Source organism: Neopararhizobium haloflavum (assembly GCF_002750855.1).
In the GTDB taxonomy this organism is placed as follows: Bacteria; Pseudomonadota; Alphaproteobacteria; order Rhizobiales; family Rhizobiaceae; genus Georhizobium; species Georhizobium haloflavum.
Genome location: NZ_NWUC01000001.1, coordinates 213,066 through 238,632, shown reverse-complemented (window position 1 = coordinate 238,632; position 25,567 = coordinate 213,066). Strand labels below are relative to the sequence as shown.

The 25,567-nt window shown below is 61.8% G+C and carries 24 protein-coding genes; 11 read left to right on the top strand and 13 right to left on the bottom strand.

The features are described 5' to 3' along the window. Nucleotides 1-18: 18 nt before the first annotated feature. The 3 genes from CN673_RS01290 to CN673_RS01280 form a co-directional block, all read right to left on the bottom strand. A complete protein-coding gene (locus tag CN673_RS01290) occupies nt 19-708 on the bottom strand; it encodes an exopolysaccharide biosynthesis protein (protein ID WP_099864262.1) in 690 nt (229 codons plus the stop codon). Between the two features lie 112 nt (nt 709-820). Beyond that, nucleotides 821-1,621 (bottom strand): IclR family transcriptional regulator, encoded by an 801-nt coding sequence (locus CN673_RS01285; RefSeq protein WP_099864259.1) that lies wholly within the window; start codon nt 1,619-1,621, stop codon nt 821-823. Continuing rightward, nucleotides 1,614-2,036, bottom strand: coding sequence for an acyl-CoA thioesterase (locus tag CN673_RS01280; RefSeq protein WP_099864255.1), 423 nt, complete (start codon nt 2,034-2,036; stop codon nt 1,614-1,616). The genes CN673_RS01285 and CN673_RS01280 overlap by 8 nt, the downstream gene beginning before the upstream one ends. Before the next feature lie 95 nt (nt 2,037-2,131). Here CN673_RS01280 and CN673_RS01275 point away from each other — a divergent pair, with 95 nt between their 5' ends. From CN673_RS01275 to CN673_RS01260, 4 genes are read left to right on the top strand one after another with little or no spacing between them, the layout of a single operon-like run. After that, complete coding sequence (locus tag CN673_RS01275) at nt 2,132-3,274, top strand: FAD-dependent monooxygenase (RefSeq protein WP_245409774.1); 1,143 nt, start codon at nt 2,132-2,134, stop codon at nt 3,272-3,274. Continuing rightward, nucleotides 3,271-4,893 (top strand): benzoate-CoA ligase family protein, encoded by a 1,623-nt coding sequence (locus CN673_RS01270; protein ID WP_099864249.1) that lies wholly within the window; start codon nt 3,271-3,273, stop codon nt 4,891-4,893. The genes CN673_RS01275 and CN673_RS01270 overlap by 4 nt, the downstream gene beginning before the upstream one ends. A gap of 15 nt (nt 4,894-4,908) precedes the next feature. Further along, nucleotides 4,909-5,949 (top strand): gentisate 1,2-dioxygenase, encoded by a 1,041-nt coding sequence (gene gtdA, locus CN673_RS01265; protein WP_099864246.1) that lies wholly within the window; start codon nt 4,909-4,911, stop codon nt 5,947-5,949. Between the two features lie 13 nt (nt 5,950-5,962). After that, nucleotides 5,963-6,661 (top strand): glutathione S-transferase family protein, encoded by a 699-nt coding sequence (locus CN673_RS01260; protein WP_099864243.1) that lies wholly within the window; start codon nt 5,963-5,965, stop codon nt 6,659-6,661. 109 nt (nt 6,662-6,770) lie between these two features. Here CN673_RS01260 and CN673_RS01255 read toward each other — a convergent pair whose 3' ends face one another. Further along, nucleotides 6,771-8,840, bottom strand: a complete 2,070-nt coding sequence (locus CN673_RS01255; protein WP_099864240.1) for an FAD-dependent oxidoreductase — start codon at nt 8,838-8,840, stop codon at nt 6,771-6,773. Nucleotides 8,841-8,927: 87 nt separating this feature from the next. Here CN673_RS01255 and CN673_RS01250 point away from each other — a divergent pair, with 87 nt between their 5' ends. Continuing rightward, entirely contained in the window at nt 8,928-9,743 is an 816-nt protein-coding gene (locus tag CN673_RS01250; protein ID WP_099864237.1) for an enoyl-CoA hydratase-related protein, read from the top strand. Here CN673_RS01250 and CN673_RS01245 read toward each other — a convergent pair whose 3' ends face one another. The 9 genes from CN673_RS01245 to CN673_RS01205 form a co-directional block, all read right to left on the bottom strand. After that, a complete protein-coding gene (locus CN673_RS01245) occupies nt 9,744-10,664 on the bottom strand; it encodes a helix-turn-helix transcriptional regulator (protein WP_099864235.1) in 921 nt (306 codons plus the stop codon). Between the two features lie 85 nt (nt 10,665-10,749). Then, complete coding sequence (locus CN673_RS01240) at nt 10,750-11,181, bottom strand: acyl-CoA thioesterase (RefSeq protein ID WP_099864233.1); 432 nt, start codon at nt 11,179-11,181, stop codon at nt 10,750-10,752. A gap of 2 nt (nt 11,182-11,183) precedes the next feature. After that, nucleotides 11,184-12,386: a benzoyl-CoA 2,3-epoxidase subunit BoxA gene (gene boxA, locus CN673_RS01235; RefSeq protein ID WP_099864231.1), complete on the bottom strand. Its 1,203-nt coding sequence runs from the start codon at nt 12,384-12,386 to the stop codon at nt 11,184-11,186. Nucleotides 12,387-12,575: 189 nt separating this feature from the next. Further along, entirely contained in the window at nt 12,576-14,027 is a 1,452-nt protein-coding gene (gene boxB, locus CN673_RS01230) for a benzoyl-CoA 2,3-epoxidase subunit BoxB (protein ID WP_099864229.1), read from the bottom strand. 155 nt (nt 14,028-14,182) lie between these two features. After that, complete coding sequence (gene boxC / locus CN673_RS01225; protein WP_099864226.1) at nt 14,183-15,877, bottom strand: 2,3-epoxybenzoyl-CoA dihydrolase; 1,695 nt, start codon at nt 15,875-15,877, stop codon at nt 14,183-14,185. Between the two features lie 84 nt (nt 15,878-15,961). After that, nucleotides 15,962-16,468, bottom strand: coding sequence for a DUF309 domain-containing protein (locus CN673_RS01220; RefSeq protein WP_245409773.1), 507 nt, complete (start codon nt 16,466-16,468; stop codon nt 15,962-15,964). Beyond that, nucleotides 16,446-18,011, bottom strand: a complete 1,566-nt coding sequence (locus CN673_RS01215) for a 3,4-dehydroadipyl-CoA semialdehyde dehydrogenase (protein WP_099864224.1) — start codon at nt 18,009-18,011, stop codon at nt 16,446-16,448. Before CN673_RS01215 ends, CN673_RS01220 begins: the two co-directional genes overlap by 23 nt. Further along, complete coding sequence (locus tag CN673_RS01210) at nt 18,008-18,823, bottom strand: alpha/beta fold hydrolase (RefSeq protein WP_099864222.1); 816 nt, start codon at nt 18,821-18,823, stop codon at nt 18,008-18,010. Before CN673_RS01210 ends, CN673_RS01215 begins: the two co-directional genes overlap by 4 nt. A 2-nt stretch (nt 18,824-18,825) precedes the next feature. Then, nucleotides 18,826-20,382 (bottom strand): benzoate-CoA ligase family protein, encoded by a 1,557-nt coding sequence (locus CN673_RS01205; protein ID WP_099864220.1) that lies wholly within the window; start codon nt 20,380-20,382, stop codon nt 18,826-18,828. Nucleotides 20,383-20,758: 376 nt separating this feature from the next. Between CN673_RS01205 and CN673_RS01200 the strand changes: the two genes are divergently transcribed. The 6 genes from CN673_RS01200 (at nt 20,759) to pqqA (ending at nt 25,561) form a co-directional block, all read left to right on the top strand. Further along, complete coding sequence (locus CN673_RS01200; protein WP_099864972.1) at nt 20,759-21,925, top strand: ABC transporter substrate-binding protein; 1,167 nt, start codon at nt 20,759-20,761, stop codon at nt 21,923-21,925. A 74-nt stretch (nt 21,926-21,999) separates the two neighbouring features. Further along, nucleotides 22,000-22,860, top strand: coding sequence for a branched-chain amino acid ABC transporter permease (locus CN673_RS01195; RefSeq protein ID WP_099864217.1), 861 nt, complete (start codon nt 22,000-22,002; stop codon nt 22,858-22,860). 5 nt (nt 22,861-22,865) lie between these two features. Beyond that, nucleotides 22,866-23,873 (top strand): branched-chain amino acid ABC transporter permease, encoded by a 1,008-nt coding sequence (locus tag CN673_RS01190; protein ID WP_099864214.1) that lies wholly within the window; start codon nt 22,866-22,868, stop codon nt 23,871-23,873. After that, entirely contained in the window at nt 23,866-24,606 is a 741-nt protein-coding gene (locus CN673_RS01185) for an ABC transporter ATP-binding protein (protein WP_099864211.1), read from the top strand. Before CN673_RS01190 ends, CN673_RS01185 begins: the two co-directional genes overlap by 8 nt. Then, nucleotides 24,599-25,297 carry an ABC transporter ATP-binding protein gene (locus tag CN673_RS01180; protein ID WP_099864208.1) on the top strand — a complete coding sequence of 233 codons (699 nt, stop codon included), beginning with the start codon at nt 24,599-24,601 and terminating at the stop codon, nt 25,295-25,297. The genes CN673_RS01185 and CN673_RS01180 overlap by 8 nt, the downstream gene beginning before the upstream one ends. Nucleotides 25,298-25,465: 168 nt before the next feature. After that, complete coding sequence (pqqA, locus tag CN673_RS01175; protein WP_099864205.1) at nt 25,466-25,561, top strand: pyrroloquinoline quinone precursor peptide PqqA; 96 nt, start codon at nt 25,466-25,468, stop codon at nt 25,559-25,561. Nucleotides 25,562-25,567: the final 6 nt, after the last annotated feature.

Genomic DNA, 25,567 nt, shown 5'->3' with positions numbered 1-25,567 from the left:
TTCCGTTGGAAGAACTGGTTATTCGAACGATTTGTTGAAGAGAAAGACGGCTGCCTTGAAAAGCGCGTAGACGACCCCGCCAACGACAAACAGCGTCAGCGCGAAGACGCTCGTGCCGAGGATGACCCATACGCCGTCACGCTCGAGGATGGCGAAGGCAAACATGCTGATGGCAAGAGCCGGCAGGATGTTCCCGAGTGGAATCGGCAAAACGAGGATGATCGCCATGATCAGGCACAGCAGCCCGATCACGTTTTCCGCTGGTTGGACGGTGAGTGCGGAAAGGCGCGGCTTGAGCAGCTTTTCCGCTCGCGCGAGCCACGGCCCGAGCCGGTCAACGAGAGCGGCGAAATCGACCCGCGTCATGGACCGGGCCGCAATGACCTTCGGAAGCCACGGTCTTTGACCGAACATCATCTGCGCCGCGAGAAAAACGAGCGGCGCTCCAAGAATGGCCGATGTGCCCGGCGGCGTCGGGATCACGTTCGGCAATGCAAACACCAGCATCAATGCGCCGAAGGCACGATCCCCCATGGCGATCAGAAGATCGCCGACGGATATGCGCTCGCGGTCTTCGTCATTGGCGAGGTCCGCCAGAATCTCGGAAAAATGCAGTCGGCGGACCTTGCGCCCCCGCCGTCGCTTGAAACGCGGACTTGGAGGCTCCTCATCGTTTGAGCCCGAATCGTCGTCCGCTTGGCCTTGCATGGTCAATTCGCTGTCCGGAAGTTCCGGCCTCGTGCAATTTGGCGTCTGCGATACTTAGAGGCGCAACCCGGCGATTACCAGTGACAAAAAACGATATGGCGCCTGACACCTCTCAACGGCTGACCGAGACGATCGAATGGCTGGCGCAGAATTCCTTCAACGAGCCGATCTGCGCGGCACCCGGTTCGATCAGGCGCGGATCGGCCCCGATCAGCGTCACCACGGCCTGCGCCTCACCTTGCCAATCGAGGATCGGCGCTGCGAGGGCCACGAGACCGGGAATGAACCGGCCATCCACCGTGGCATATCCTTGATCGCGCACGTCCGCCGCCAACCGCGCGACGTCAGCCTGGTTTAATTCCAGATCGTGGAAAATCTGCGGGCTGGCCAGTCCGCGCGCCAGTTCTTCGTCCAGAAGCGCCCCCGTGACCGCGCCCGGCAGATAGGCTAGGCATATCCGGCCGGTCGCGGAGGTCAAAAGCGGCAGGGTCGTCCCGAGACCGAGCGAGGTGGCAATGAACGATGCCGCACGCTCCCAGCGCACGACGGTGGGTCCGGAATTGCCCCAGACGCAAAGGAGCGCTGTCAGCCCGGTCTCTACTGTCAACCGATGCAGATCGTCCGACGCGGCGTTGACGAAATCATGCCTGCTCAGCGCGGCCAGTCCGATCTCGATGGCGCGCGGCCCGAGATCGTAGCGCCCCGATCGCCCGGCCTGACAGACGAGCCCGGCATGAATGAACGAGGCAAGATACCGATGCGTCTTGCTGACCGGCATGCCACACGCACGGGCAAGATCGGAGACCCCCACCGCACCTTCCATGTTCGCCATCGCCATCAATACACGCAATGCGGCGTCGAGCGACTGGATTCCGCCCTGCGCCTCGGCTTGCCGGGGTATGTCGTCAGCCATTCGCACCTCCCTCGACCATCGCCCTCAACGGCGCGACCGGAGCGGCAACGAGGCGATCATCCTCGCGCATGAAGAGCCCGCGCACTTCGAAGCCTTCCAGCGCCAACCTTTGCCCCACCATGCCGCGATAGGCGACGCGAAAACTGCGCGTGCGCCACGCTTCCACCTGCACGGAAAGACGCAGTTCGTCGCCATGCGTGACCGGCGAACGAAAGGTGGCGCCGACATCGATCAGCCCCGGACCGATCGTCCCGAGCTTCTCGGCCAGAACCGATTGCGGGCAGCTACGATGGGCGAGGAAGGCATGAAATCCTGCATCGAACCAGCGAAAGAAGTTGGGATAGAAGACGATTCCGGCAGGATCGCAATGGCCGAAGCTCACCGGCACGACATGCTCGAATAGGGAATCGTTCATTCATTTTTCCTTTGGGTAAAAATGTTTGCATCATATGCAAACGTTCGTTACGCTTTCTGTCAAGCTTGATGGCCGGTCTAGGGAGGAGGGATTTGGTGAATCTTTCGGCGGTGGACGTGATTGGCGGTGGGCCGGCGGGCCTCTACGCCGCAACGCTGATCAAGAGCGCCATGCCTTCGGCGCGTGTCACGGTGCATGAGCAAAATCCGCTCGATGCGACCTTTGGTTTCGGCGTTGTCTTTTCCGATCAGGCACTCGACTTCCTCAAGGCGGACGACCCGGCCACCCATGATCTCATAACGCCGCATATGGAGCGCTGGCGCAACATGACGCTCGTTCTCAAGGGCGAGCGCGTGACGATCGACGGCATAGGCTTTGCCGCGATCGGACGCCTGCAACTGCTCCAGCTTCTGCAGAAGCGGGCGGCCGATACCGGCGTGGAACTGCGCTTCAGCAAGCCGGTCGCTGACCTCGCGTCAATGGGCGCCGATCTCGTCATCGGCGCCGATGGGCTCAACTCGCTCGTCCGCCGCACGCAGGAAGACGCCTTTTCCCCCGCGCTCGATCACTTCCAGAACCGGTTCGCCTGGTTCGGCACGAACCGCGCATTCGACACGCTGACGCAGACCTTCGTCGAAACCGGCAAGGGCACGTTCAACGCCCATCACTATCGCTACGCACCGGGCAAGAGCACCTTCATCGTGGAATGCGACGCCGCGACCTACGATGCATATGGTTTCGATGCCATGGACGAGGACGCGTCGGCGCGCATCTGCGAGGAAATCTTCGCCGACGCACTTGAGGGCGCACCACTGATCACCAACAAATCCGCATGGCGCCGGTTTCCCAAGCTCTGGTGCAGCGGTTGGGTCGCAGGCAACAGGGTCATTCTCGGAGACGCGGCGCACACGGCGCATTTCTCCATAGGCTCGGGCACGCGCCTTGCGATGGAAGATGCGATCGCCCTTGCCCGTGCGCTTCGGGACAGTCAGGACCTTGCCGCAGCGCTTGCGGCTTTCGCGCGTGACCGTATGCCGATCGCCCGGAAGATCGTTGATGCCGCGAACACCTCCGCGCTCTGGTACGATCATTTCCCGGAAAAGATGAGCCTCGAGCCGCTTGATTTCGGCTTCGATTACATCACCCGGTCAGGACGCGTCGACATGGACCGGCTGCGCGGGCTGGCGCCGGATTTCATGGCCGCCTACGAAACACACAAGCTGCGGAGCGCGACATGACGGCGGACCTGCCCGAAGCATCGGACGCAAGGATCATCGACCATGTCGGCGAAACCGCAGGCGCCGCCGAAATCGGCTTCGACAAGGCCGCGCACTCCAATGCGAGTGCGATACTGTTCGACAATCTCGCCCGTAATCCCGACAAGCTCGCGGTAACCGGGCCGGCAGGCGAGCGCACCTATCGCGCGTTGTGTGCCGAGGCCGCGCGCTGGGGCAACGCCTTTGCCGCCGAGGGACTGAAGCGAGGCGACCGCATCGCCTTCTTTCTCGACGATACACCGGCCTTCGTCGCGGCCTTTTTCGGGGCGGTGCGGGCCGGCTTCGTGCCCGTCCTCCTCAACACGCTGACCACACCCGATCTGCTGAACTTCTTCCTGGCCGACACCGGAGCGCGCGTCGCAGTCTGCGATCACGATCTCGCGGCCGTATTCAGCGGCGAAGCGATGAATGGCACGGCACTTGAAAAGGTGGTCATCGCCAATGGCGAGGTTTCAGCGGGCAAGGCACCGTTCATCCTGGCATCGGACTTCACCGATGACATGCCGGACACGCTGGATTGCGCCGACACCGGCCCGGACGACATGTGCTTCTGGATGTATTCATCCGGGTCGACGGGCCGCCCGAAAGGGATCGTACATCTACAGCACGACATGGCCTATACGGTGCAGTCCTATGCCCGGCACCTGCTGGACCTGTCGCAGGACGATGTCTGTTTTTCGGTGCCGAAGCTCTTCTTCGCCTACGGCTTCGGCAACGGCATCACGTTTCCGTTCGCTGCCGGCGCCACCAGCCTGCTGATGCCAGGACGGCCGGAGCCGGACCGGATCCTTGAAACCGTGGAACGGTTCCGACCGACGGTCTTTTTCGGCCTGCCGACCCTCTACACCGCCCTTTGCCGCGATCCCGCCGCCAAGACCCGCGACCTTTCCTCCATCCGGCTTTCGGTCTCCGCGGCAGAAACTCTGTCGGAGGAAATCTTCGGCCAGTGGAAAAGCCTGACCGGCCTTGAGATCATGGAGGGCCTGGGCTCCACGGAGGTTCTGCACATCTATGTTTCCAACACGCGATCGGACAAGCGGCTGGGCTCGGCCGGCCGGCGCGTTCCAGGCTACGAGATCGTCCTGCGCGACAATGACGGCAAGGAAATTTCAGCCGGCGAGGAAGGCGTCATGTGGGTGCGCGGGCACTCTTCCGCGCCGCTTTACTGGAACCGCCCGGACAAGACCGCCGAGACGATGCGCGGCGATTGGCTTTACACGGGAGACCGCTTTGTCGAGCGCGACGGGTTCTACTTCTTTCAAGGCCGCGCCGACGACCTCATCAAGGTATCCGGCCAGTGGGTGTGGCCGCTCGAGGTCGAACGCTGCCTGGCCGAGCATCCTCATGTTCACGAATGTGCCGTGCTCGCCCACCAGATGGAGGACAAGCGCATGACGCTGCGTGCGTTTGTCAGGTTGCGCGAGGGTTTCAATCCGGATGCGGACGAAACCAAGGCGCTGCAGGATTTCGTCAAACGCAAGCTTCTGCCCTACAAATATCCTCGATTGGTCGACTATCTCGACGAATTGCCGAAAACCGGCACCGGGAAGCTCGACCGCCAGGCCCTATCGAAACGCTGAACAAGGACGCCCGCCATGCATCAGGCTCCGCAGGACACACCCGAAAGACGCGCCTTCTACGACAAGATCGACAAGCAGAACATGACGCCGCTCTGGACCGTGCTCGGTGCGCTCGTCACGCCGGAACCGAAGTCGAAGTGCCAGGCAGTTGGATGGAGGTTCGCCGAAATCCGGGACGCGATGATGGAGGCCGGCGGTCTGATCACCGCGAAGGAAGCCGAGCGCCGCGTCCTGATCCTAGAAAATCCGGGACTTCGCGGGGAATCGAAGGTCACCACGTCGCTTTATGCGGGAGTCCAGCTCGTGCTCCCCGGCGAGGTTGCGCCGGCCCATCGCCACACACAATCAGCGCTGCGCTTCGTGCTCGAAGGCTCCGGCGCACACACGGCGGTAAACGGCGAGAAGACGGTGATGAACTATGGCGACTTCGTCATCACGCCGCAGATGGCCTGGCACGACCACGGCAATGAGACCGACAAGCCCATGTTCTGGCTCGATGGTCTCGACATCCCCCTGGTATCCTTTCTCGACGCCTCTTTCGCCGAGGGCATGGACGATGATGCGCAGAAGATCACACGTCAGACCGGCCAATCCTACAACGAGTTCGGCCACAATCTGATGCCGGTCGACGCGCCGCGCGGCGGCCATGTCTCGCCGATCTTCAACTATCCGTATGAAAAGAGCCGTGCCACGCTGGATGCCATGAAAAAGGGCGGCGACCCGGATCCGTGCCACGGCTACAAGCTGCGCTATACCAACCCGCTCGACGGCGGCTTCGCCATGCCGACCATCGCGACCTTCATCCAGCTCCTGCCGAAAGGCGGCACCACGCCCTACCGTTCGACCGACGCCACCGTGTTCGTCTGCGTCGAAGGAAAGGGTAAGAGCCGGATCGGTGACAGCGTGATCGAATGGGGACCGCAGGACATCTTCGTCGCGCCTTCCTGGAAGCCGGTGGTCCACGAACCGGCAGAGGAATCCGTGCTGTTTTCCTATTCGGATCGCGCCGTGCAGGAAAAGCTCGGCCTCTGGCGCGAAGCGCGTGGCAACGCCTGAAAACGAGATATCGATGATCGACCTTTACTACGCGCCCACCCCGAACGGCTGGAAAGTCTCCATCATGCTCGAGGAATGCGGGCTGCCCTATACCGCGCACTTCCTCGACATCTTCCACGGCGCACAATTCACACCGCAGTTTCTTGCCATCAACCCGAATGCGAAGATGCCGGCGATCGTGGATCATGACGTTGCCGGCGATCCCGTGCCGGTCTTCGAGTCCGGCGCGATCCTGTGGTATCTGGCCGACAAGACAGGCCGCTTCATGCCTTCCGACCCCTTGGGCCGGAAGGAAGCGATGGAGTGGCTGTTCTGGCAGACCGGCAACCAGGGTCCGATGGCGGGTCAGCTATCGCATTTCCGCATGTACGGGCCGAAGGACGGGCAGGACTACGCGCTCACGCGCTATCGCGGCGAATATGAGCGCACGCTCGCCGTACTGGAGTGGCGCCTGCGCGATCGCGATTTCATTCTCGGCGAATACTCCGTCGCCGACATGCTCTCGTTTCCATGGGCCTTCATCGCCAAAAACCTCGACGTCTCCCTCGATCCGTTCCCGCAGGTCCAACGCTGGCGCGAGACGATCAAGAACCGGCCCGCCGTGCGCAAGGCGATCGATCTGATGAAGGATCGGCAGAACAAGGGCGAACACAACGCCGGCAACAACCCCACGCTTTACAATCAGGACGCCCGGCATCTGCTGGACATCTGAATGCTGGACTGCCTGGTGATCACGATGGAGCAGGTTGAGCGCAAGCCCAACCCGCCCGGCATGCCTTCGTTACGTACGGTTTCGGATCATGCCCGCAGTCTGACGATTCTCAAACTTGTCCGGCATTTGCGAAGCGTCCGCCACTGGCGGCGAGGTTCACGATCAGTGGGCTTGGCCGCCACATCACCGGGTCGTCGCGCTCGAATGCGCGGATCTTGTCGAGTATCGCGGCTGCCCCGATCGTGTCGGCATAGTGCATCGGTCCGCCGCGCCAACGCGGAAATCCGTAGCCGTGGACCATCACGAGATCGATATCAGACGCCTTCTGCGCGATCCCGTCGTTGAGAATGTCGGCGGCCTCGTTGATCATCGCCAATGTCAGCCTCTCCCGAATTTCGTCAGGAGAGATTTCGCGGCGTGTGACCTTGGCGAAATGCGCTTCCTCGGTGATCAAATCCTCCAGCAGGGGATCGACGACGGCGCCGCCGCCGCCCGGATAGCGATACCAGCCAACACTGGCCTTCTTGCCGATGCGCCCCTCTTCAACCATACGGTCGGCGATGGGTATGTAGCGGCGGTTCGGATCGCGCGTCGGAGCCCGGCGCTTGCGCTGCGCATAGGAAATATCGAGACCGGAGAGATCCTGCACCTCGTATGGCCCCATCGCCATGCCAAACTCCACCATCGCCTCGTCGATGAGCCAGGGCAGAGAACCGTCCATCATCAAGACATCGGCTTCCTCGCGATAGCGGAACAGTATCCGATTGCCGATGAAACCATCACAAACGCCGGCGAGCACCGGGATCTTCTTCAGCTTGGCACCCACCGCAAAGCCCGTCGCCAGCGCCTCGTGAGAGGTTTTGTCGGCCCGTACGATCTCCAGCAATTTCATGATGTGCGCCGGCGAGAAAAAATGCAGGCCGAGAACGCGCTCAGGCCGCGATGTCGACGCCGCGATCTCGTTGACGTCGAGATACGAGGTATTGGTCGCCAGGATCGCGTGCTTCGGCAAAGCTTCGTCGAGCTTGCCGAATATCTCGCGCTTGACCTCGATGCTCTCGAAGGCAGCTTCGATGGCGAGGCCGGCCGGCGGCAGATCGTCATAGCCTACGACGAGCGTGATGCGCGCCTGTCGTTCGTCCGCCTCTTCCTGCGCCATCAATCCGCGCTTGACCGCATCCTTGAACAATCGCCCCACATTGGCCTCGGCCCGCTCGCGCGCGCCCTCGTCGGTTTCGACCAGCGTGACAGTATAGCCTGCGCGTTCCAGCGCATAAGCGATACCAGCCCCCATCGTCCCGCCGCCAATCACGACGACGGTGTCCACTGGCACGGGCTCTGCCGCGATCGAATCGGGCTTCTTAGCGCCACGTTCGGCAAAGAAGATATGGCGCAGGGCCTTGGCCTGCTCACCTTGCCGCAATTCAAGGAAGGTTTCGCGCTCCTGCGCCATCCCGCGATCGAAATCCTCCTGTGTCGCGCGCTCCAGAAGGTCGATCGCGCGCTCCGGCGCGATCTGGCCGCGCATGCGCTTTGCGGCCCGGCTGCGCGCATCAAGGACCGCTGTCGCGTCTGCTTCGACCGCAGCGCGCTCGGACAGACGCGCACCGAAACCGAGTTTGCCGCCATCAACGAGAGCCATTGCCTCGGCAACGGGATCGTCGGCGATACGGTCGATCAAACCGACGGCCTTCGCCGCATCCGCCTTCAACACCTTGCCTTGAGGAATGATATCGAGCGCGCTCTTCAATCCGACAAGCCGCGGAAGGCGCTGTGTGCCGCCGGCTCCGGGCACGACGCCAAGCGTCACTTCGGGAAGTCCGATCGTCGCGTTCGTGCCGGCGATGCGCATGCGGCAGGCGAGCGCAAGCTCACATCCTCCGCCGAGCGCAGCGCCGTTGATTGCTGCGATCCAGGGCTGGGGCGCCGTCTCGATGGCAAGAGCCACGTCAGGAAGGTGCGGCGACTCGGGCGGCGTATCGAACTCGCGCGCATCGGCGCCGGCAGCGAATATCTTTCCTGCTCCGGTCAGCACCACCGCCTTCAGCGTCCCATCAGCCGAAAGCGTTTCGACCGCTTCCAGCAACCCGGCTCGCACTGCATGTCCAATGGCATTGACCGGCGGATTGTCGATGCTGACGATTGCGACATCGCCTTTGCGGGTGATTTGAACGGCCATTGGTGGCACCTCCACTGCTTGTGTTTGGTGCGTTATAGTGCATCATGTGCACAATAACACCACTTTGACGAGGAAACGCGGCGCTTTATGACGACGTTTAGCGATACACCCGAAACAGCGCCACCAATCCTTGTGGAACAGCGCGGCGCCCTCACCGCAATCACGCTGAACAGACCTCAGAAGCTGAACGCCTTGACCGAGGCCCTGCTGATCCAACTGGCAGATGCCCTCAAGGCCGCGCAACAAGACCAGACAGTGCGCGCAGTACTCCTTACCGGCGCCGGCAAGGCATTTTGCGCGGGGCAGGATCTGGCCGATCGAGATCCGCGCAAGCATGCTGAACCATTCGATCTGGAAGCCATTCAGACGCGCCTCTTTCATCCGGTCGTGCGCTTGATGCGCGAGATGGAAAAACCGGTGGTGGTTGCCGTCTCTGGTGTCGCGGCAGGCGCTGGCGCAGCCATCGCCCTGGCGGCCGACATCATCCTGGCCGCTGACGATGCACGCTTCATCCTCTCCTTTGCCAAGGTCGGGCTTTCGGTCGATGCCGGCGCCGGTTTTGCCCTTGTGCAGGCGCTGGGACCGGCACGGGCACGCGGCCTGATGCTTACCGGCGGGACGCTGACCGGCCGAGAGGCGGTCGAGGCGGGCCTCGCCTTCAAATCCGTTCCAAGCGCCAATCTGACCGACGAGATCGATGCATTGACCACTGCCCTCGCCGAGGGACCGACCGCTGCCTATGGCGCGATCAAGAAGGCAGTGCAGGCAGCGCATACCAGCGATTTCGAAACTTATCTGGCTGAAGAAGCGCGTCTGCAAGGCCTTGCCGGCAAGACGAGCGACTATCGCGAGGGCGTTCTGGCTTTCCTCGAAAAGCGGCAAGCCACCTTCAGGGGGCGGTGATCAGTTCTTTAGGAAACCGCGCTTGTCGACAATCTCGGAGACGGCGGCCAGGGTTTCCGGCACACCCTTGCCGCTGGTGTTGATTTCGGCCTCGGCCCGCGCATAGAGCGCTTCGCGGCTCATCAGGATGTTGCGCAGTTCTTCCATCGCCGCCGGGTTGCCGGCCATGGGACGTTCGTCCCCTTGCGCTCTCACTCTTCCCATGTGCTCTTCCGGCCGCGCCTTCAGCCAGATCGTGTGATAGTGCCGCAAGAGATAATTGAAGGTTTCCGGCTCCGAGACGATGCCTCCGGCAACGGCAAGGACGATCGAATCATAGGTCGCAGCGATCCGCTCGACCGATTGCCGCTCCAACCGGCGATAGCCCTCCTGGCCGTAAAGAGCGATGACCTCATTGACCGGCATGCCGCTGGCTTGCTCGATCTCCTCGTTGAGTTCGAGAAACGGCATGTGCCGCTGATCGGCAACGAGTCGTCCGATCGTCGATTTTCCTGCCCCGCGCAGCCCGATGAACGCGATGCGTCCCGAACGTCGCAGATTGGGATTTTCCGGATCCAGTATCTCCAGAACGCGCATGCGCTGCTCGCTCGTCGCCTGTCGGTAGAGCGAGGTGACCGAATGCACTTCGGACGTATAGGGGTCTTCCTCGCCCACCAGCCATTCGATCCGGTGGTCGAGCGCGTCGGCGACACGCCGCAGGAGGATGATGGAGATGTTGCCGGTGCCGCTCTCGAGTTGGGCGAGATAGCGCTGCGACACGCCCGACATTTCCGAGAGCACCTTGCGAGAGATGTTCTTGCGCGAGCGCGCGGCCCGCACCCGCTCGCCGACCATTTCGAGGAATCGTGTCGATTCGTCTTCTACGGAGCGTGCCCGCTCCAGCGATGTAACCGTCCCGCCGAAAGTAACGATCTCGTCCATTGACACGAACCATACTGCATGCGAATCTGAATGCACGCGTCAATTATGCATTATATTGCATCACACGCAATATCAGCCGCGACGATTACCCTTCAGCATCGACCAGGCTCTCCATGGTAAGCCGCATGTCCTCGGGCAGCGGCGTTGCCTTGAAGCGATCGGCCTGAACGGCCACGCAGACAAACTCCCCGGCAAATGATGCCTTACCGTCCTGATGACCATCGACGGCGAAGGTCATCGCCGTCCGCCCGAGTTTGGTCAGCCGCACCGTGCAGCGCAATGTGTGCCGCGGGGTGATCGGCGAAAGGAATTCCATCGACAGCTTGACGAACGGCGTTCCGGTGTTGCGGTCGAGGTTAAGCTCGAACCAGTCAATTCCGATCTTTGCCGCCCACCATGCGTCGATCGCTTCCAGCGCGAAATTCGGTATCCGGCCGGTATAGGCGATATTCGCGGGATCGCAGTCGGACCAGCGCACGGTGATGTCATGGACGAACCTGTCCCCGGATTCGGCCATCCTCAGTAGGTCTCGACATGATAGCGGCCGCTCTCGCGCATCGCGTCGCGGATGGCATGCCAGTCGCTGCCCGCTTCATCGGCAATCGCCTGAAACGCCGCCTCGACGCCCTCTTCCATCGCCTTCAGGCCACAGACGTAGACATGCGTGTCGTCGGCCCGGATGAGTTCGGCAAGCGAGGCCTTCTGCTTCAGCATCCGGTCCTGCACATATTCCTTTTCCACGGCTTCGGCACGCGAGAACACGAGATGCTTTTCCAGCACCGTGTCCGGCACCTTCTTCAGCGGACCGAAATACGGAAGAGCGTCCGAGGTACGCGCCCCGAAGAAGAGCCGCATCATCGCGCCCCCTTCTCCGGCCGTGCGCTGGCGACGCATCGTGAAGGCGCGGAACGGCGCCGAGCCCGTTCCGGTGCAGATCATCACGATGTTGGCCTGCGGATCGTTCGGCATCAGGAACGTTGCGCCAAACGGTCCCGTCAGCTTGACCTCGTCGCCCTTCTTCAGATCGCAGACGTAGTTGGAGCAGACACCATGCTCCTCCCGTTTGACCGTGAGCGAAAGGTTGTTGGTGTTCGGCCGTTCGCCGTCGCGCGGGCTCGATATGGAATAGAGACGCGGCAGATACGGGTTGCCGTTCTCATCTGTTCCAGGCGGCTGGATACCGACGCTCTGGCCTTCCAGCACAGGGAAATGCTGATTGCCGAGATCGAGAATGATATGGCGCACATCGCTGTCGGCGCCCTCGCTAGTCAGTCGGTAGTTGCCCTGCACGGTCGCCGTTGCGGGCTTCTTGAGATTGTAGAGGTTGATCGACGGCTTTGTTGCTGTCGCCGGCGCCTTGGCCTTGCCTCCGGCGCCTGCATGGGCTTCGGCCAGAAGCCGTTCGACGGAATCTTCCAGCGCTTCAATGTCGCCGCCGTCCTGGTCGCTGCCTTCCGGCTTTGCGATCTCCGCCTGTTCGGGAAGCTCCATCCACTCCATCTGCTCCTCGAGCGAATAGGGCTCGAGAACGACGCGCCAATTGTCGATCGATCCGGTGGGGCACGGCGCGATGCAACTCATGCAGAAATCACATTTAGACGCATCGACGACCACATTGTCCTCGTTATGCGTGATCGCATCGACGGGGCATGCCTCCTCGCACGTATAGCAGCGGATGCAGATTTCCGGATCGATCAGATGCTGTTTCAGCGGTGCGTTCATGGGACAGGACCCTCGCCATATTGGGCATTTGGCGCAAGACGGCTATGCGCCTGGCACTCTGGGTAAGAGCGGCCGAAACTCTTTCGCCGCCGTCATGATCGGGCACGTCCCGACCATTTGCAGAAATCGAAACCCGCGCCCCCGCCGTCACCCTCAAAACAAGAGAGAATGACGGCGGAGCGCAATGTCTCAAGCCATGTGAAGTTTGACGTATTCGAAGTCGCCCGGCTTGTTGTCGATGCCGACGCGCGGCGGTGCGATCCAGCTGGCGAACTTGCCGGGCTCCCAGACAGGCTTCATCAGCGACTGAATGAAATCGCCATCGGCCTTGGTCGGCAGCCACTCGTCCTTCTTCGCATCCCACTCTTCCTTGGAGATGATCGCACCGTCGGGATCGACGTTGGCGTCCGCGAAGACGCCAATGTGACGATAGAAGCCCTGGTGCGGCATCTTCATCTCGAACTGGACGCCAGTCTTTTCGATCGTCGCGTTCCAGCGCTTCACGCCACCCGACGCGTCGCGGACATAGTCGTCACGAAGACGCATGTTGATCGCCGACAGAGCCGGCACGTCTTCCCAGACGATCTTGCCGTCCTTGAGCTGGATGACCGGGTAGGTATCGCTGTGAAGCTGGTGATCGTCGTCGATCTTGGCTTCCTGATACCGGCCCTTGATGCCTGCATTGAAGGCATTCGCGGCATTTGTCGAGACTTCCGAGCCAAACAGATCGAGCGACAGCGAATAGTGCAGGTTGAGCTTCTTCTGGATCGTCGGCAGGTCGATGACGCCGAGCGCGCGCACCTTCTCGATGTCGTAGGGATCATCGATGCCGGCTTCCTTCATCGCCTCGCATGTCGCCTGGATGACGCGGCCGACGCCGGTCTCCCCGACGAACATGTGGTGCGCCTCTTCCGTCAGCATGAAGCGGCAGGTGCGCGACAGCGGATCGAAGCCCGACTGCGCGAGCGATTCCAGCTGCATCTTGCCGTCACGGTCGGTGAAGTAGGTGAACATGAAGAAGGACAGCCAATCCGGCGTTGCCTCGTTGAAGGCACCGAGCATGCGCGGCGCTTCTTCCGAGCCGGAGGTGCGGCGAAGCAGGTCGTCCGCTTCCTCGCGCCCGTCGGCACCGAAATACTTCTGCAGAAGATAGACCATCGCCCAAAGGTGCCGGCCTTCCTCGACGTTGACCTGGAACAGGTTGCGCATGTCGTAAAGCGATGGCGCGGTCTTCCCGAGATGGCGCTGCTGCTCGACCGATGCCGGCTCCGTATCGCCCTGGATGACGATCAGGCGCTTGAGCATGTTGCGGTATTCGCCCGGCACTTCCTGCCAGGCCGGTTGACCGACGTGCTCGCCGCACGGAATGGTCCGGCCCTCGGCCTGCGGCGCAAGCAGGATGCCCCAGCGGTATTCTGGCATCTTCACGTAGTCGAACTTCGCCCAGCCCTTCGGATCGACCGATACGGCTGTGCGCAGGTAGACGAGGCTTTCCTGAAAGCCGTCCGGACCCAGGTCGTTCCACCAGTTGATATAGCCTGGATGCCACTTTTCCAGCGCCTTGAGGACGCGTTTGTCGGAAGACAGACCGACATTGTTGGGAATCTGCGTATCGTAGGCGACGTTGATGAGATCAAGCATTGATATCTCCCGTTTCTGGGGTGAATGATGAATAGTGAACGGTGAAGCGCGCTTTGAAGAAATTGTTCTTCACGTCTTCGCCAACTCACGAGCGCGTCACAGACGCACCTAATTCGCTCTCACCCGTTCGCTATTCACTACTTACCAGTCAGCAGTCACACCCTGCGCATATCGTAATCGCCGCGGACACCGGTTCCGTAGCGCTGCAGGGCTCCGTTCTCGCCAACGGCATTCGGCCTCTGGAAAATCCAGTTCTGCCAAGCCGTAAGCCGTCCAAAAATTCTTGTTTCCATTGTCTCCGGGCCGGGGAAGCGCAGATTGGCTTCCATGCCGGTCATCGCATCCGGAGAGAATGAGGTGCGCTCTTCCAGGAAGATGCGAACTTCGTCTTCCCAGTCGATATCGTCGAAGCAATAGGTCACGAGGCCGAGTTCGTTGGCATCGTATGCTTCCAGTGTTTCGCCGATACGGCCCTTGGCTTCGTCCACCTTCCCCGGCTCTCCGAGAAAGCGGGTCTGCAGACGCGTGAGGTCGTTCGCCATTGGGAACCGGCCGAAATTGTTGTCGCTGAGCGTGATCGCCGCGACATGCCGGTTGTCGCCTTCGAAATCCCCTTCGGCCATATAGGAACGGTCGACCGCAAAGAGAACTTCGGCCAGGACGCCGGCAAAGCAGGAGCCCGGCTCGACCAGCGCGACAAGCGACCGGGACGTGACGTCGAGGCGCTTCAGCACACGCTTCCAGTAGAGCAGGATTTCGTTCGCCAGCCAATGATCGGCATTGTCGGTGACAACCTTTTCATGGGCAAGGACCGCTGCTGGATCGCCCTGGCTGCGGATGACCCAGGTGCCGAGTTCCAGTTCGTTCAAACGCAGATGCAGGATCGCATCATCGAGTTCACGGGCCGCACGCAGGATCCAGGCATCCGCGCCTTCGGCCGCGATCGCATCGATCGAGGCCGGCGCATCGCCGTCCGGTCCCTTGATGGTGATCGTGACCAGGCCCTTCTCGCGCTCGATATCGACCTCGATCGTGGAGTAAGTGACGCCGTTGTCGTTGAAGGTGCGCTTGAGCGGCGTCAGCTTGACGCCCTCGCTCGCCGCCGCCCGCGTTGACCGCGCGGCAAATTCCTTTGCACGTTCGGCAATCGTTTCATCGAACCTGGAATTGGCGACGACTTCATCGACGAGGTTCCATTCCGCCGCGCGCTTGCCCTTCACGCCCTCTTCGATCGAGCAGAAGACATCGGCCCGGTCCCGGCGAACCTTGCGCTTGTCGGTGACGCGCGTCAGGCCGCCCGTTCCCGGCAACACCGCCAGAAGCGGCACTTCCGGCAGCGCCACATTGGACGAGCCGTCATCGGCCAGGATGATGTGGTCGCAAGCAAGCGCCAGTTCGTAGCCCCCACCGGCGCAGGCACCCCTGACCGCGCAGATGTAGTGCTGGCCGGACTCCTGTCCGGCAGCTTCGAACGTGTTGCGCGTCTCATTCGTGAACTTGCAGAAGTTCACCTTGTGGGAGTGCGCAGCTCCGCCAAGCATCCGGATGTTCGCACCGGCGCAGAAAACACGTTCCTTGCCGGACTGAAGGACGATTGCCTTCACTTCCGGATGCTCGAAGCGCATGCGCTGCACGATATCCGAGAGTTCGATATCCACGCCGAGATCGTAAGAGTTGAGCTTCAGTTCATATCCATCGAACAGACCACCCTTCTCGTCGACGTCCATGTAAAGCTTCGCGACGTCGCCCTCATAGTCGACGCGCCAGTGACGGTAGTTTTCCGGGTCGACCTGAAAATCGATGCGTTTGGACACTTGAATGCCCTCCTCTGAATGCGTTGACCATCTCATAGTGCAATTTAATGCATCATGTCCAGACCCTGCGCGGAGAAAACAGTCGCCTAGGGGGATAAAGTTCCCGATCTCGTCACCAATTTATGCATTATAATGCACATTCGGCAATTCCACTGCACCTGCGGCGTCGAGAGTCATAACCAGCTTCTCCAGATCAACCCCCATCACCAGGGCATCGGTCGAGGCAAAGCGGGCCTGCAGCAAACACTCCCGCGCGATCCCGGCAAGTCGGACCGAGGCGTTGGTGCGGCCCATCGTCCATTTCAGCCGCGCATTGGCGAGCTGGATCAGGCCCTGCACCATATAGCGCTCCGCGCTGTGCGAGCGCGCATGCATCCACACCGGCTCCCAGACCTCATGCGCCTCCCAGCCGAACCCCGCATTGTAGAGCCGAAAGCCGGCAAGGTATGGCGCATTTGCGCGCCATGCCTGTGCGTCTGTCGGGTCGGGCGCCAGATCGGCCACCCTATGCACGTCGTCAGCGCCCGATGGGCGAGCCGTCAGTCCGGGAAGATAGGGCTCCCCGGGCAGCGGCCAATCGTGGGCCGTGCGAAAAGCATCCGCCTCACAGAGCGGCTTCGGCGGCATCGTCACTAAGTGCTTTCATCAACGCGGGTGAGCCCTGAACCGCCGATCGCTGCATATGGAAGCGCAGGCCGCGCAGGCCACCCAGCTCCTCGCCGCCGCCTGCCCGTCCTGGACCGCCATGAACGCATTGCGGCATGACGATGGAGTGGCCTGTGTGATTCTTGCCCACGGTCTCATCAACCAGCAACATCCGCCCGTGCCACGGCCCGAGGGTGTCGGCCACTCGCTTCTGAACGTCGGCGTCGTTCGAGAAAAGGCTGAGCGCCAGCGACCCTTCCCCCTTCGCGGCAAGTGCCGCAGCCTGGTCGATACCATCATAGGCCATGACCGTGGCGCACGGACCGAACACTTCGGTTTCGTGAACCGCACGGGCCGATGCCGCATCGTCGCAACGCAGGAGCGTCGGCTGGAGAAACGCACCGGCCTTGGCGTCGGCGCCTTCCGCCGCACCGATCTCGCCCCCCGTGACAATCTTGGCTTCCCTTGCCAGCGTCGCGATGCCTTGCAGTGCCGCGTCGCGCTGAGCGGCATCGACCAGCGGCCCCATGCGCACGGTCGCCAGCGCCGGATCGCCCACAGTGATCTTGCCAAGCTTGGCCGCCACCGCTTCTTCGAAAGCAGCAAGGTGATCGCGCGAAACGAAGACGCGGCGAATATTGGTGCACAGCTGTCCGGCCTTCACCGACAGCGCCTTGACCGCTTCGCGCACGGCCAGGTCGAAGACGACCGTGCCAGGCGCGGCATCGGGACCGACAATCGTTGCGTTGACGCTGTCGGCCTCGATCGTCACACGCGCCCCGCTCTTCATCAGCGCCTCGCCCGACTTCAGCTTCAGCCCCGTGTCGGCCGAACCGGTAAAGGCAAGGCTGTCCATCGGGCCGAGATGATCGACGAGACCGGCACCGCGTCCGCAGACAAGTGACAGCGCGCCTTTCGGCAGGACGTCGGCAGCAATGACGTCGCGAACCATTTCGTTGGAAAGCCAGGCGGTCGCCGAGGCGGGCTTCGCAACGCTGGCGACACCGGCCAGCAATGCTGTCGAGACCTTTTCCCAAAGACCCCAGGAGGGAAAATTGAAGGCGTTGATCTGCAACGCGACGCCCGGACGGGTCGTCCAGAGGTGGCGGGCGTAGAAGACAGGCTCCTTGGCAAGCTGCTCTTCGCCCGCTTCCATGATCGTCCGGGCATCGCCAAGCGTCTTGCCGTATCGGGCATAGACCTTGAGTGTCGCGATGCCGCCATCGATGTCGATCGCCGCATCAGTCGGGGTATTGCCGGAATTGCGGCGCGCGATATCGGCATATTTCTCCCGATTGGCGGTGAGCACATCGGCAACCGCGCGCAGGAGATTTCCACGTTCCGCAAAGCTCAACGCAGAGAGGGCCGCCGTCCCTTCGCGCCGGGCGAAATCCAGCGCACCCGCGACGTCGATGCCGCCGTCACAAACTTCGCCGAGGGTCTCGCCGGTCGTTGGGTTGACGAAAGGGCGTGCCTCGCCCTGGCCGGCGACCCAACCGCCGGCGATATAGCTTTCCAATCTCATGCCATTTCCACTTGTGTGTGTTCGATTCTGTCGAGCCGGGCCACGAATTCCGCGACAGCGGCGAGGGTCTTTTCAGGCTGGTCGAGGAACGGCGCATGCCGGCTATCCTCGATGATCTCGACATCGGCCGGTGAATAGATGCGGCTCTCTATCGCCTCGATCTGCTTCAGCGTCCCGTATTGGTCGTTCCTCCCCTGCATCGCCAGGACCGGTATGCGCAGATAGTCGATGACCTCCTCGACGTTCCACTCCTTGAAGCCGGGATCCAGCCAGGCATCGTTCCAGCCCTTGAAGGCAACGTCGACGTCGGCGTGATGGCGCGCGAGCTTTTCGCGAAGGCCCGCCCCATAGGCGTTCCTGGCCTCGGCGATCGAGGCCAGCCCCTCCGGCTCGGTGAAGAAATGCGGCGCGATAAGCACAAGCCCGCGCACGCGATGGTCCTGCACGCTGCCACCATAGATCGCCGCGATCGTCGCGCCGTCGCTATGGCCGAGAAGAATGCCCTCCTTGAACCCGATGGCATGGAGCACATCGGGCAGGACGTCGACGGCTTCGCGCGTCATGTAGTCGAGCGGGCGAGGCAGATCGACCGGCTCGGAGTTGCCGTATCCCGCCCGAGAGAAGCAAAAGACGCCCCAACCGGTCTCGTCCGCCAGCTTCCTTGGAAAATCACGCCAGAGCCCGACCGACCCCAAGCCCTCGTGGAGCATTACGACCGTCGGTCTTTCACCGGGTGGCGGACCATAGCAACGCGCTTCGAGCTGCTTGCCGCCGGCGGTGACTGTAATTGCGCTGTCCGTTTGCCATGCCATGATCAAGCCACCTCCTGCTGGCGCAGTTTGAAGCGCTGAATCTTGCCGGTGGCCGTCTTCGGCAACTCGTCGACGATTTCGATCCAGCGCGGATATTTCCACTTCCCGACCTTGTCCTTGACGTGCTCCTTGAGAACGTCATTGAACCCGGCAGGTACCGGTTGGGTTTTCACAACAACGAATGCCTTGGGCTTTTCGAGACCCGTCTCGTCCTTCTGCGCAATGACGGCTGCCTCCAGAACGTCTGGATGGGTGATCAGCGCCTGTTCGATCTCGAAGGGCGAGACCCAGATGCCGGACACCTTGAACATGTCGTCCGTGCGCCCGCAGTAAACCAGCCGGCCGTCCGCGCGGCGCTCGTATTTGTCGCCGGTCCGCGTCCAGTAGCCCTCGAACGTGGCACGCGACTTGTCGCGCTGGTTCCAGTAGCCGTCCGCCGCCGAAGGCCCCTTGACGAGAAGCTCGCCGACCTCTCCGACACCGACTTCGGCGCCGGCCTCATCGACCAGGCGCAGTTCGTATCCGGGCACGGCAAAGCCTGAAGTGCCATAGGCGACGGCGCCGGGCGCGTTGGACAGGAAGATATGCAGCATCTCCGTCGAACCGACCCCGTCGAGAATGTCCACGCCCGTGGTCTGGTGCCAGCGCTTGCCAACCTCCTCCGGCAGCGCCTCGCCCGCCGAAACGCATTGCCGCAGCTTTTCGAAGCCCGACGGCTTCGCCCCGTTCATCGTTTGCACCATCGCCGCATAGAGGGTGGGCACGCCATAAAAGATCGTCGGCCGTGTCCTTTCGGCCACCGCGAGCAGATCGCCCGGCACCGGCCGTCCGGCGAAAAGCACGGCTGTGGCGCCGGCGCCCATCGGAAACGTCATGCCGTTGCCAAGCCCATAGGCGAAGAAGAGCTTGGCGGCGGAAAAGACGGTATCGTCCTCCCGTATGCCGAGAACCTGCGCGGCATAGGTGTTGTAGGTCGCCTTCAGGCTGGAATGCACATGCCGCACGCCCTTGGGCTGACCGGTCGAACCTGACGAGTAGAGCCAGAACGCAGTCTCGTCGCCCGACACGTCGAGCGTTTCATCGCTCGTCTGGCTGCGATCGAGTTCCGCTTGAAAATCGAGATAACCTTCCGACCCGTCGCCGCCAACGATGAACACTGCCTTGAGGAACGGCATGTCCTTCAGCACCGGCTCCACCGTGGGCAGCAGCGCCTTGGAGACGAACAATACCTTCGCGCGGCTGTCGCGCAGGATGAAGGCATAAAGTTCGGTGGACAGCAGCGTGTTGAGCGGCGCGGGCACCACCCCCGCCTTGAGGCTGCCCCAGAAGATGATCGGGAAATCGATCGTATCGAGGACAATCATCGCAGCCCGGTCTTCACGGCCGATGCCGTGCCGACGGTAGAGATCGGCCATGCGGCCCGTGGCCTTGCCAAGTTCACGATAGCTTATCGACCGACCAGCCTCGCCGCCCTCGATGAAGGCGGGCTTGTCGGCTGCCGCACCCGCGGCATGCCTGTCGACGAAAAAGCCGGCGGCGTTCGCGCTTTCCCTCAGCAACGCATGTTCCTCCCTTGAACGGTGTCGTGGTGGCGGTGGACGTTCTCCTGCTGCAACGACCGCCGCGAGCCGGGGCGCACTATGCCCCCGGCCGGCCAATGTTGCAACATAATGCCTAAATTCTTTCGACGAATTCGAGAAACACAATCATCAACAGGGAACAATAAAATAACAAAATCAATATTTTAATTCAATTCAAACAGCTGACGCATTGATATGCATTATAATGCTTGATTGCGAAAAGGGGCTTGGATAGAGTGTTGGCGTGAGAGGAAACGCCTTGCTTTCTCGCAAGTGACGGGAAAACTGGGCAGCCGTGCCAATCCGGGCGACCCTTTGGCAGGGTTCGCAAATCAAAATCAGGGAGGAGATGCATATGAAACTGGCCATGACGACCGCACTCGCAGGTGCGATGACACTGTCGGCCTCCGCCGCATTCGCGCAGGATGAGGAAAAGATCGACGTCGGCATGATCCTGCCTTACGTCGGCGTTTACGCCTCGCTTGGCGAAGAGATCGACCAGGGCTTCATGCTGGCGCTGGAAGAAGCCGGCATGACCGACCGCTTCAATATCATCCGCGAAGACACCGAGGCCTCGCCGCAGGTCGGCGTCGCGGCGACCCGCAAGCTGATCCTGGAAGACGAAGTCGACGTTCTGACCGGTCTTGTTTCGTCCGGCGTTCTCGGCGCCGTGCGCGACTTCGTCGACCAGTCGCAGACACCGCTGATCGTCTCCAACGCCGGCAACGATGAAGCAACCGGTGAGGATTGCAGCCCCTATATCACCCGGGTTTCCTTCTCCAATGCCCAGGTCAACCGGCCGATGGGTCAGTGGCTCTATGATCAGGGCATGCGCACGGTCTATACGCTTGCACCGGACTACGCGGCCGGTCAGCAGCATATCGGCGCCTTTGTGGAAGCGTTCGAGGAAGCAGGCGGCGAAGTCGTCGGCCAGGACTACACCCCCTTCGGCCAGACACAGGATTTTGGCCCCTACCTGACGACGGCACAGGCGGCTGATCCCGATGCGATCTTCGTATTCTACGCCGGCTCGGAAGCGATCAACTTCGTCAAGCAATACGATTCGTTCGGCATCAAGGAAGAAACCCCGCTTTACGGTTCGGGCTTCCTGACCTCGCAGCTCTACCTGGAAGCCGAGGGACCGGCCGCCGTTGGCGTCGTGACGTCGCTGCACTACGTTCCAACGCTCGACACGCCGGAGAACAAGGCGTTCGTCGAAGCCTTCCAGGCTGCTGCGGACCGCTTGCCTTCGGAATACGCCGTTCAGGGCTACGACGCGGGCCGCTCGCTCGTGGAAGCCGTGAAGGCCGGCGCCACCGACCGCGAGTCCATCAAGGAAGCGCTGCGCGAGGTCAGCTACACCGGACCGCGTGGTCCGCTTGAGATCGACCCGGCCACGAACAACATCGTGCAGAACGTCTACATCTACGACATCGTCGAAGGTGAGAACGGCCTGACCCAGGAACTGATCGATACCGTCGAGGCTGTCCGCGACGAGCCGAACGGCTGCGAACTGGAATAGTCCGCGTTCCCACACGATAGCTGCCGCGGGGGTTTTCCCTCCGCGGCCTGCACCAATTACTTGCGGAAAGATCGATGACGTTCTGGATCGTCCAGGCCCTCAACGGCCTCCAGCTTTCTATGCTGCTGTTTCTGCTGTCGATCGGTCTGACCGTGATCTTCGGCCTGATGCACTTCGTCAACCTCGCGCATGGCGCGCTCTATACGCTGGGCGCCTATGCGGCTGTCAGCGCCGTGGCGGCGACCGGCACCTATTGGGGCGGCTTCGTCTTTGCTCCCCTCGCCGTCGCGATGGCCGGGGTCGTCCTCTACACCGGGCTCATCCGCCGTATGCGCAAGGCGGGCCCGATGAGCCAGGTGCTGGTCACCTTTGGTCTCATATTCGTTTTTCTCGACCTGATGCGGATCACTTGGGGAGACCTTGCCCTCTCGATCGCCGAGCCGACGCTCTTCACCGGCCGCTCCGAACTGCTCGGCGTCGCCTACCCGACTTACCGCCTCTTCATCATCGGCCTCGGCCTTGCCGTCATGCTTGGTCTCTGGGTGCTGTTGTCGCGGACCCAGATCGGCGCGATGATCCGCGCCGGCGTCGACAATGACCAGATGGCCGCTTGTCTCGGAATCAATGTCGAACGTCTCTTCTTCATCGTTTTCTGCATCGGCTGCGCGCTGGCCGGATTGGCGGGAGCCGTTGCCGCGCCCGTCCTGTCCGTGACACCCGACATGGGCACCCAAATCCTCATACCCACACTGATCGTCGTAGTCATCGGTGGATTGGGATCGCTCAAGGGCGCAATCGCCGGATCGCTGATGGTGGGCTTCATCCAGACGTTCGGCGCAGTGCTCGCGCCCCAGCTCGCTTCCGTCTCCATCTATGCCCTTCTGGCCGCGGTGCTCATCTTCCGGCCGGCCGGCCTCTTTCCGGCGAAGGCGTAACGCCCATGTTTCAGCAAACCCGAACCAAAACGATCACGATCGTCCTGCTGCTGGCGGGCATGGCACTCTACACCGGCTTTGCGGGTTTCTACGGCCGCGAACTGATCATCGAGGCGGCCTATCTCGTCATTCTGGCCATCAGCCTCGATCTTGTCGCCGGTTATGGCGGCATGATCTCGCTCTGCCATGGCGCGATCTTCGGCATCGGCGCCTACGTGTTCGCCGTTCTCACCTCGATGTACGATATCTCGCCGCTCATCGCGCTGCCGGCCGCAATCGTCGCCGGCGCGATATTCGGCCTCTTCGTCGGCGCGGTAACGTCGAAGACAAGCGGCATCTTCTTCATCATGACCACGCTCGCCTTCGGGCAGATGGTGTACGTCTATGTCTTCGAGAACCGCGCGCTCGGCGGCGACGACGGCCTGTCCGGTGTCGAGCGCATCGATCTTTCGTGGCTTGGCCTCGACATGGGCAATTCCATGCAATTCGCCTGGTTCTCGATCGTGCTTGCGGGGCTCGCCTATGTCGTTGCCGCTGCGGTCCTGCGCTCCGGCTTTGGACGCACGCTCGTCGGCATCAGATCCAACGAAGGGCGCATGCGCGCGCTCGGCCTGCCGGTGCGTCGCTACAAGGCAGTCGCCTTTGCCATATCGGGGGCCCTTGCCGCTCTGGCCGGAACGATCGCCGCACAGCAGACCATGTTCGTCTCCCCGCAGATGATGGGCTGGATGATGTCCGGCGAAGCGCTGGTCATCGTCATACTCGGCGGCCTCGGCACCCTGGTCGGGCCTGCCGTCGGCGCCGTCCTCTTCGTCTTCCTGCAGCATGAGGTCAGCGAGCTCACGCGTTACTGGCACATGATTGTGGGTATCGTTCTGATCCTGGTCGTCGTTCTCGGCAATCGGGGCGCCTACGGGCAGATCGAGCACATGATCATGCACCGTCGCCGACCCGTCGCTCCAGCCAAATCGTCCCTGGAAGCGGCCTCCGAACAGGAGGAAAGCCATGCTTGAAGCCCGCAACCTTCACAAGGCCTTTGGCCAGGTCCGCGTCACCAACGACGTCTCGATCGCGGTTGAGAAGGGGGAGCGCCGCGTCGTTCTTGGCCCGAACGGCGCCGGCAAGACCACGCTCTTCAACATTCTCGTCGGCGAGCTCTCTCCGACATCGGGAACCATCCGCCTTGGCGGCGAGGACGTCACGGGACATAGCGTCGAGGCACGCGCCAAGCGCGGTCTGGCACGCAGCTATCAGAAGAACAATCTCTTCAACGACCTGACCATCCGCGACAACCTGGCGCTCGCTATCGCCACGGCGACCGGCGCAGCCAGCCGGATGGGCGATACGCTGAGGGATCCGGCCATCGTCGAGCGCATCGAGGAAGTGGCCGCCCGCGTCAATCTGCGTGAACTGCTGGACCAGCCGGTCGATTCCGTTTCCTACGGCGCGCGCCGGCAGCTCGAAGTGGGGTTGGCACTGGCCACCAATCCGCGCGTGCTTCTCATGGACGAACCGACATCTGGCGTCGGCCCCGAGATGATCCGCGCATTTCACGATCTGCTGAAATCTTTGCCACGCGACCTGACAGTCCTGATCATAGAACACGACATGGACCTGGCCTTCGACGTCGCCGATCAGGTGACCGTCCTCAATTATGGCGAGGTCGTTTTCGAAGGCACGCCGGGCGATACGCGCGAAAGCAGTCTTGTCAACGAAATCTATCTGGGAGGCAGCGTCGATGCTTGACATCGAAGACCTCCACACCGGCTATGGCGAAACCAGGGTCATCTTCGGGCTGACACTGAAGGCCGCCGCCGGACGGGTGCTTGCCATATTGGGCCGCAACGGGGCGGGCAAGACGACGACGATGAAGGCCGTGATGGGCCTCCTGCCGGCCAGCCAGGGTAAGATCCGCATCGACGGACAGGATATCGCCGGGCGGCGCACATTCGACATCGCCCGCTCGGGGATCGGCTATGTTCCCGAAACCCGCGACATCTTCCCGTCCCTCACCGTCCGCGAGAACCTGGAACTCGCCGCTAGGCTGGCGCCCAGGAATTCGGCTTGGACGCTCGATCGCGTCATCACCTTTTTCCCCAACCTTGCCAATCGCCTGTCCAACGGCGGCAATGAGCTGTCCGGCGGCGAACAGCAGATGCTGGCGATCGCTCGCGCCCTGCTGACCAATCCCAAGCTGCTTCTCCTGGACGAGCCAACCGAGGGTCTCGCCCCCATCATCGTGCGCCAGATTCACGAAAAGCTTGCCGAGCTGAAGCGCGAAGGCATGACGATGGTGCTGGTCGAACAGAATTTCGGATTTGCCACGGCACTTGCCGACGATGTTCACATCATCGGCCGCGGCCGCACGGCCTGGCAGGGAACATCGCAGGAAATCCGCACGCGTACCGACGTCCAGCGCCAATGGCTCGGTGTTTGAACCGGCGGCGATCTTTTCTCCGATCGCCGTACGAAGGTACTAGCTCGCGTAGTCCTTCCCGCGTTGCAAAGACGCCATATTGATGGTGCAATGTTTGCGATTGGCAGATCACATGCCCACATCTCGGGTATGGATTTGTATTGTCGCTATGAACATCGGAGGAAAAGCATGGCTTGGCATACACCGAAATTCATCGAAGTGAGCTGCGGCATGGAGATCAACCGGTATGCGCCGGCTGATGGCAACGAGCCAGTACTGTTTTAACGGCAG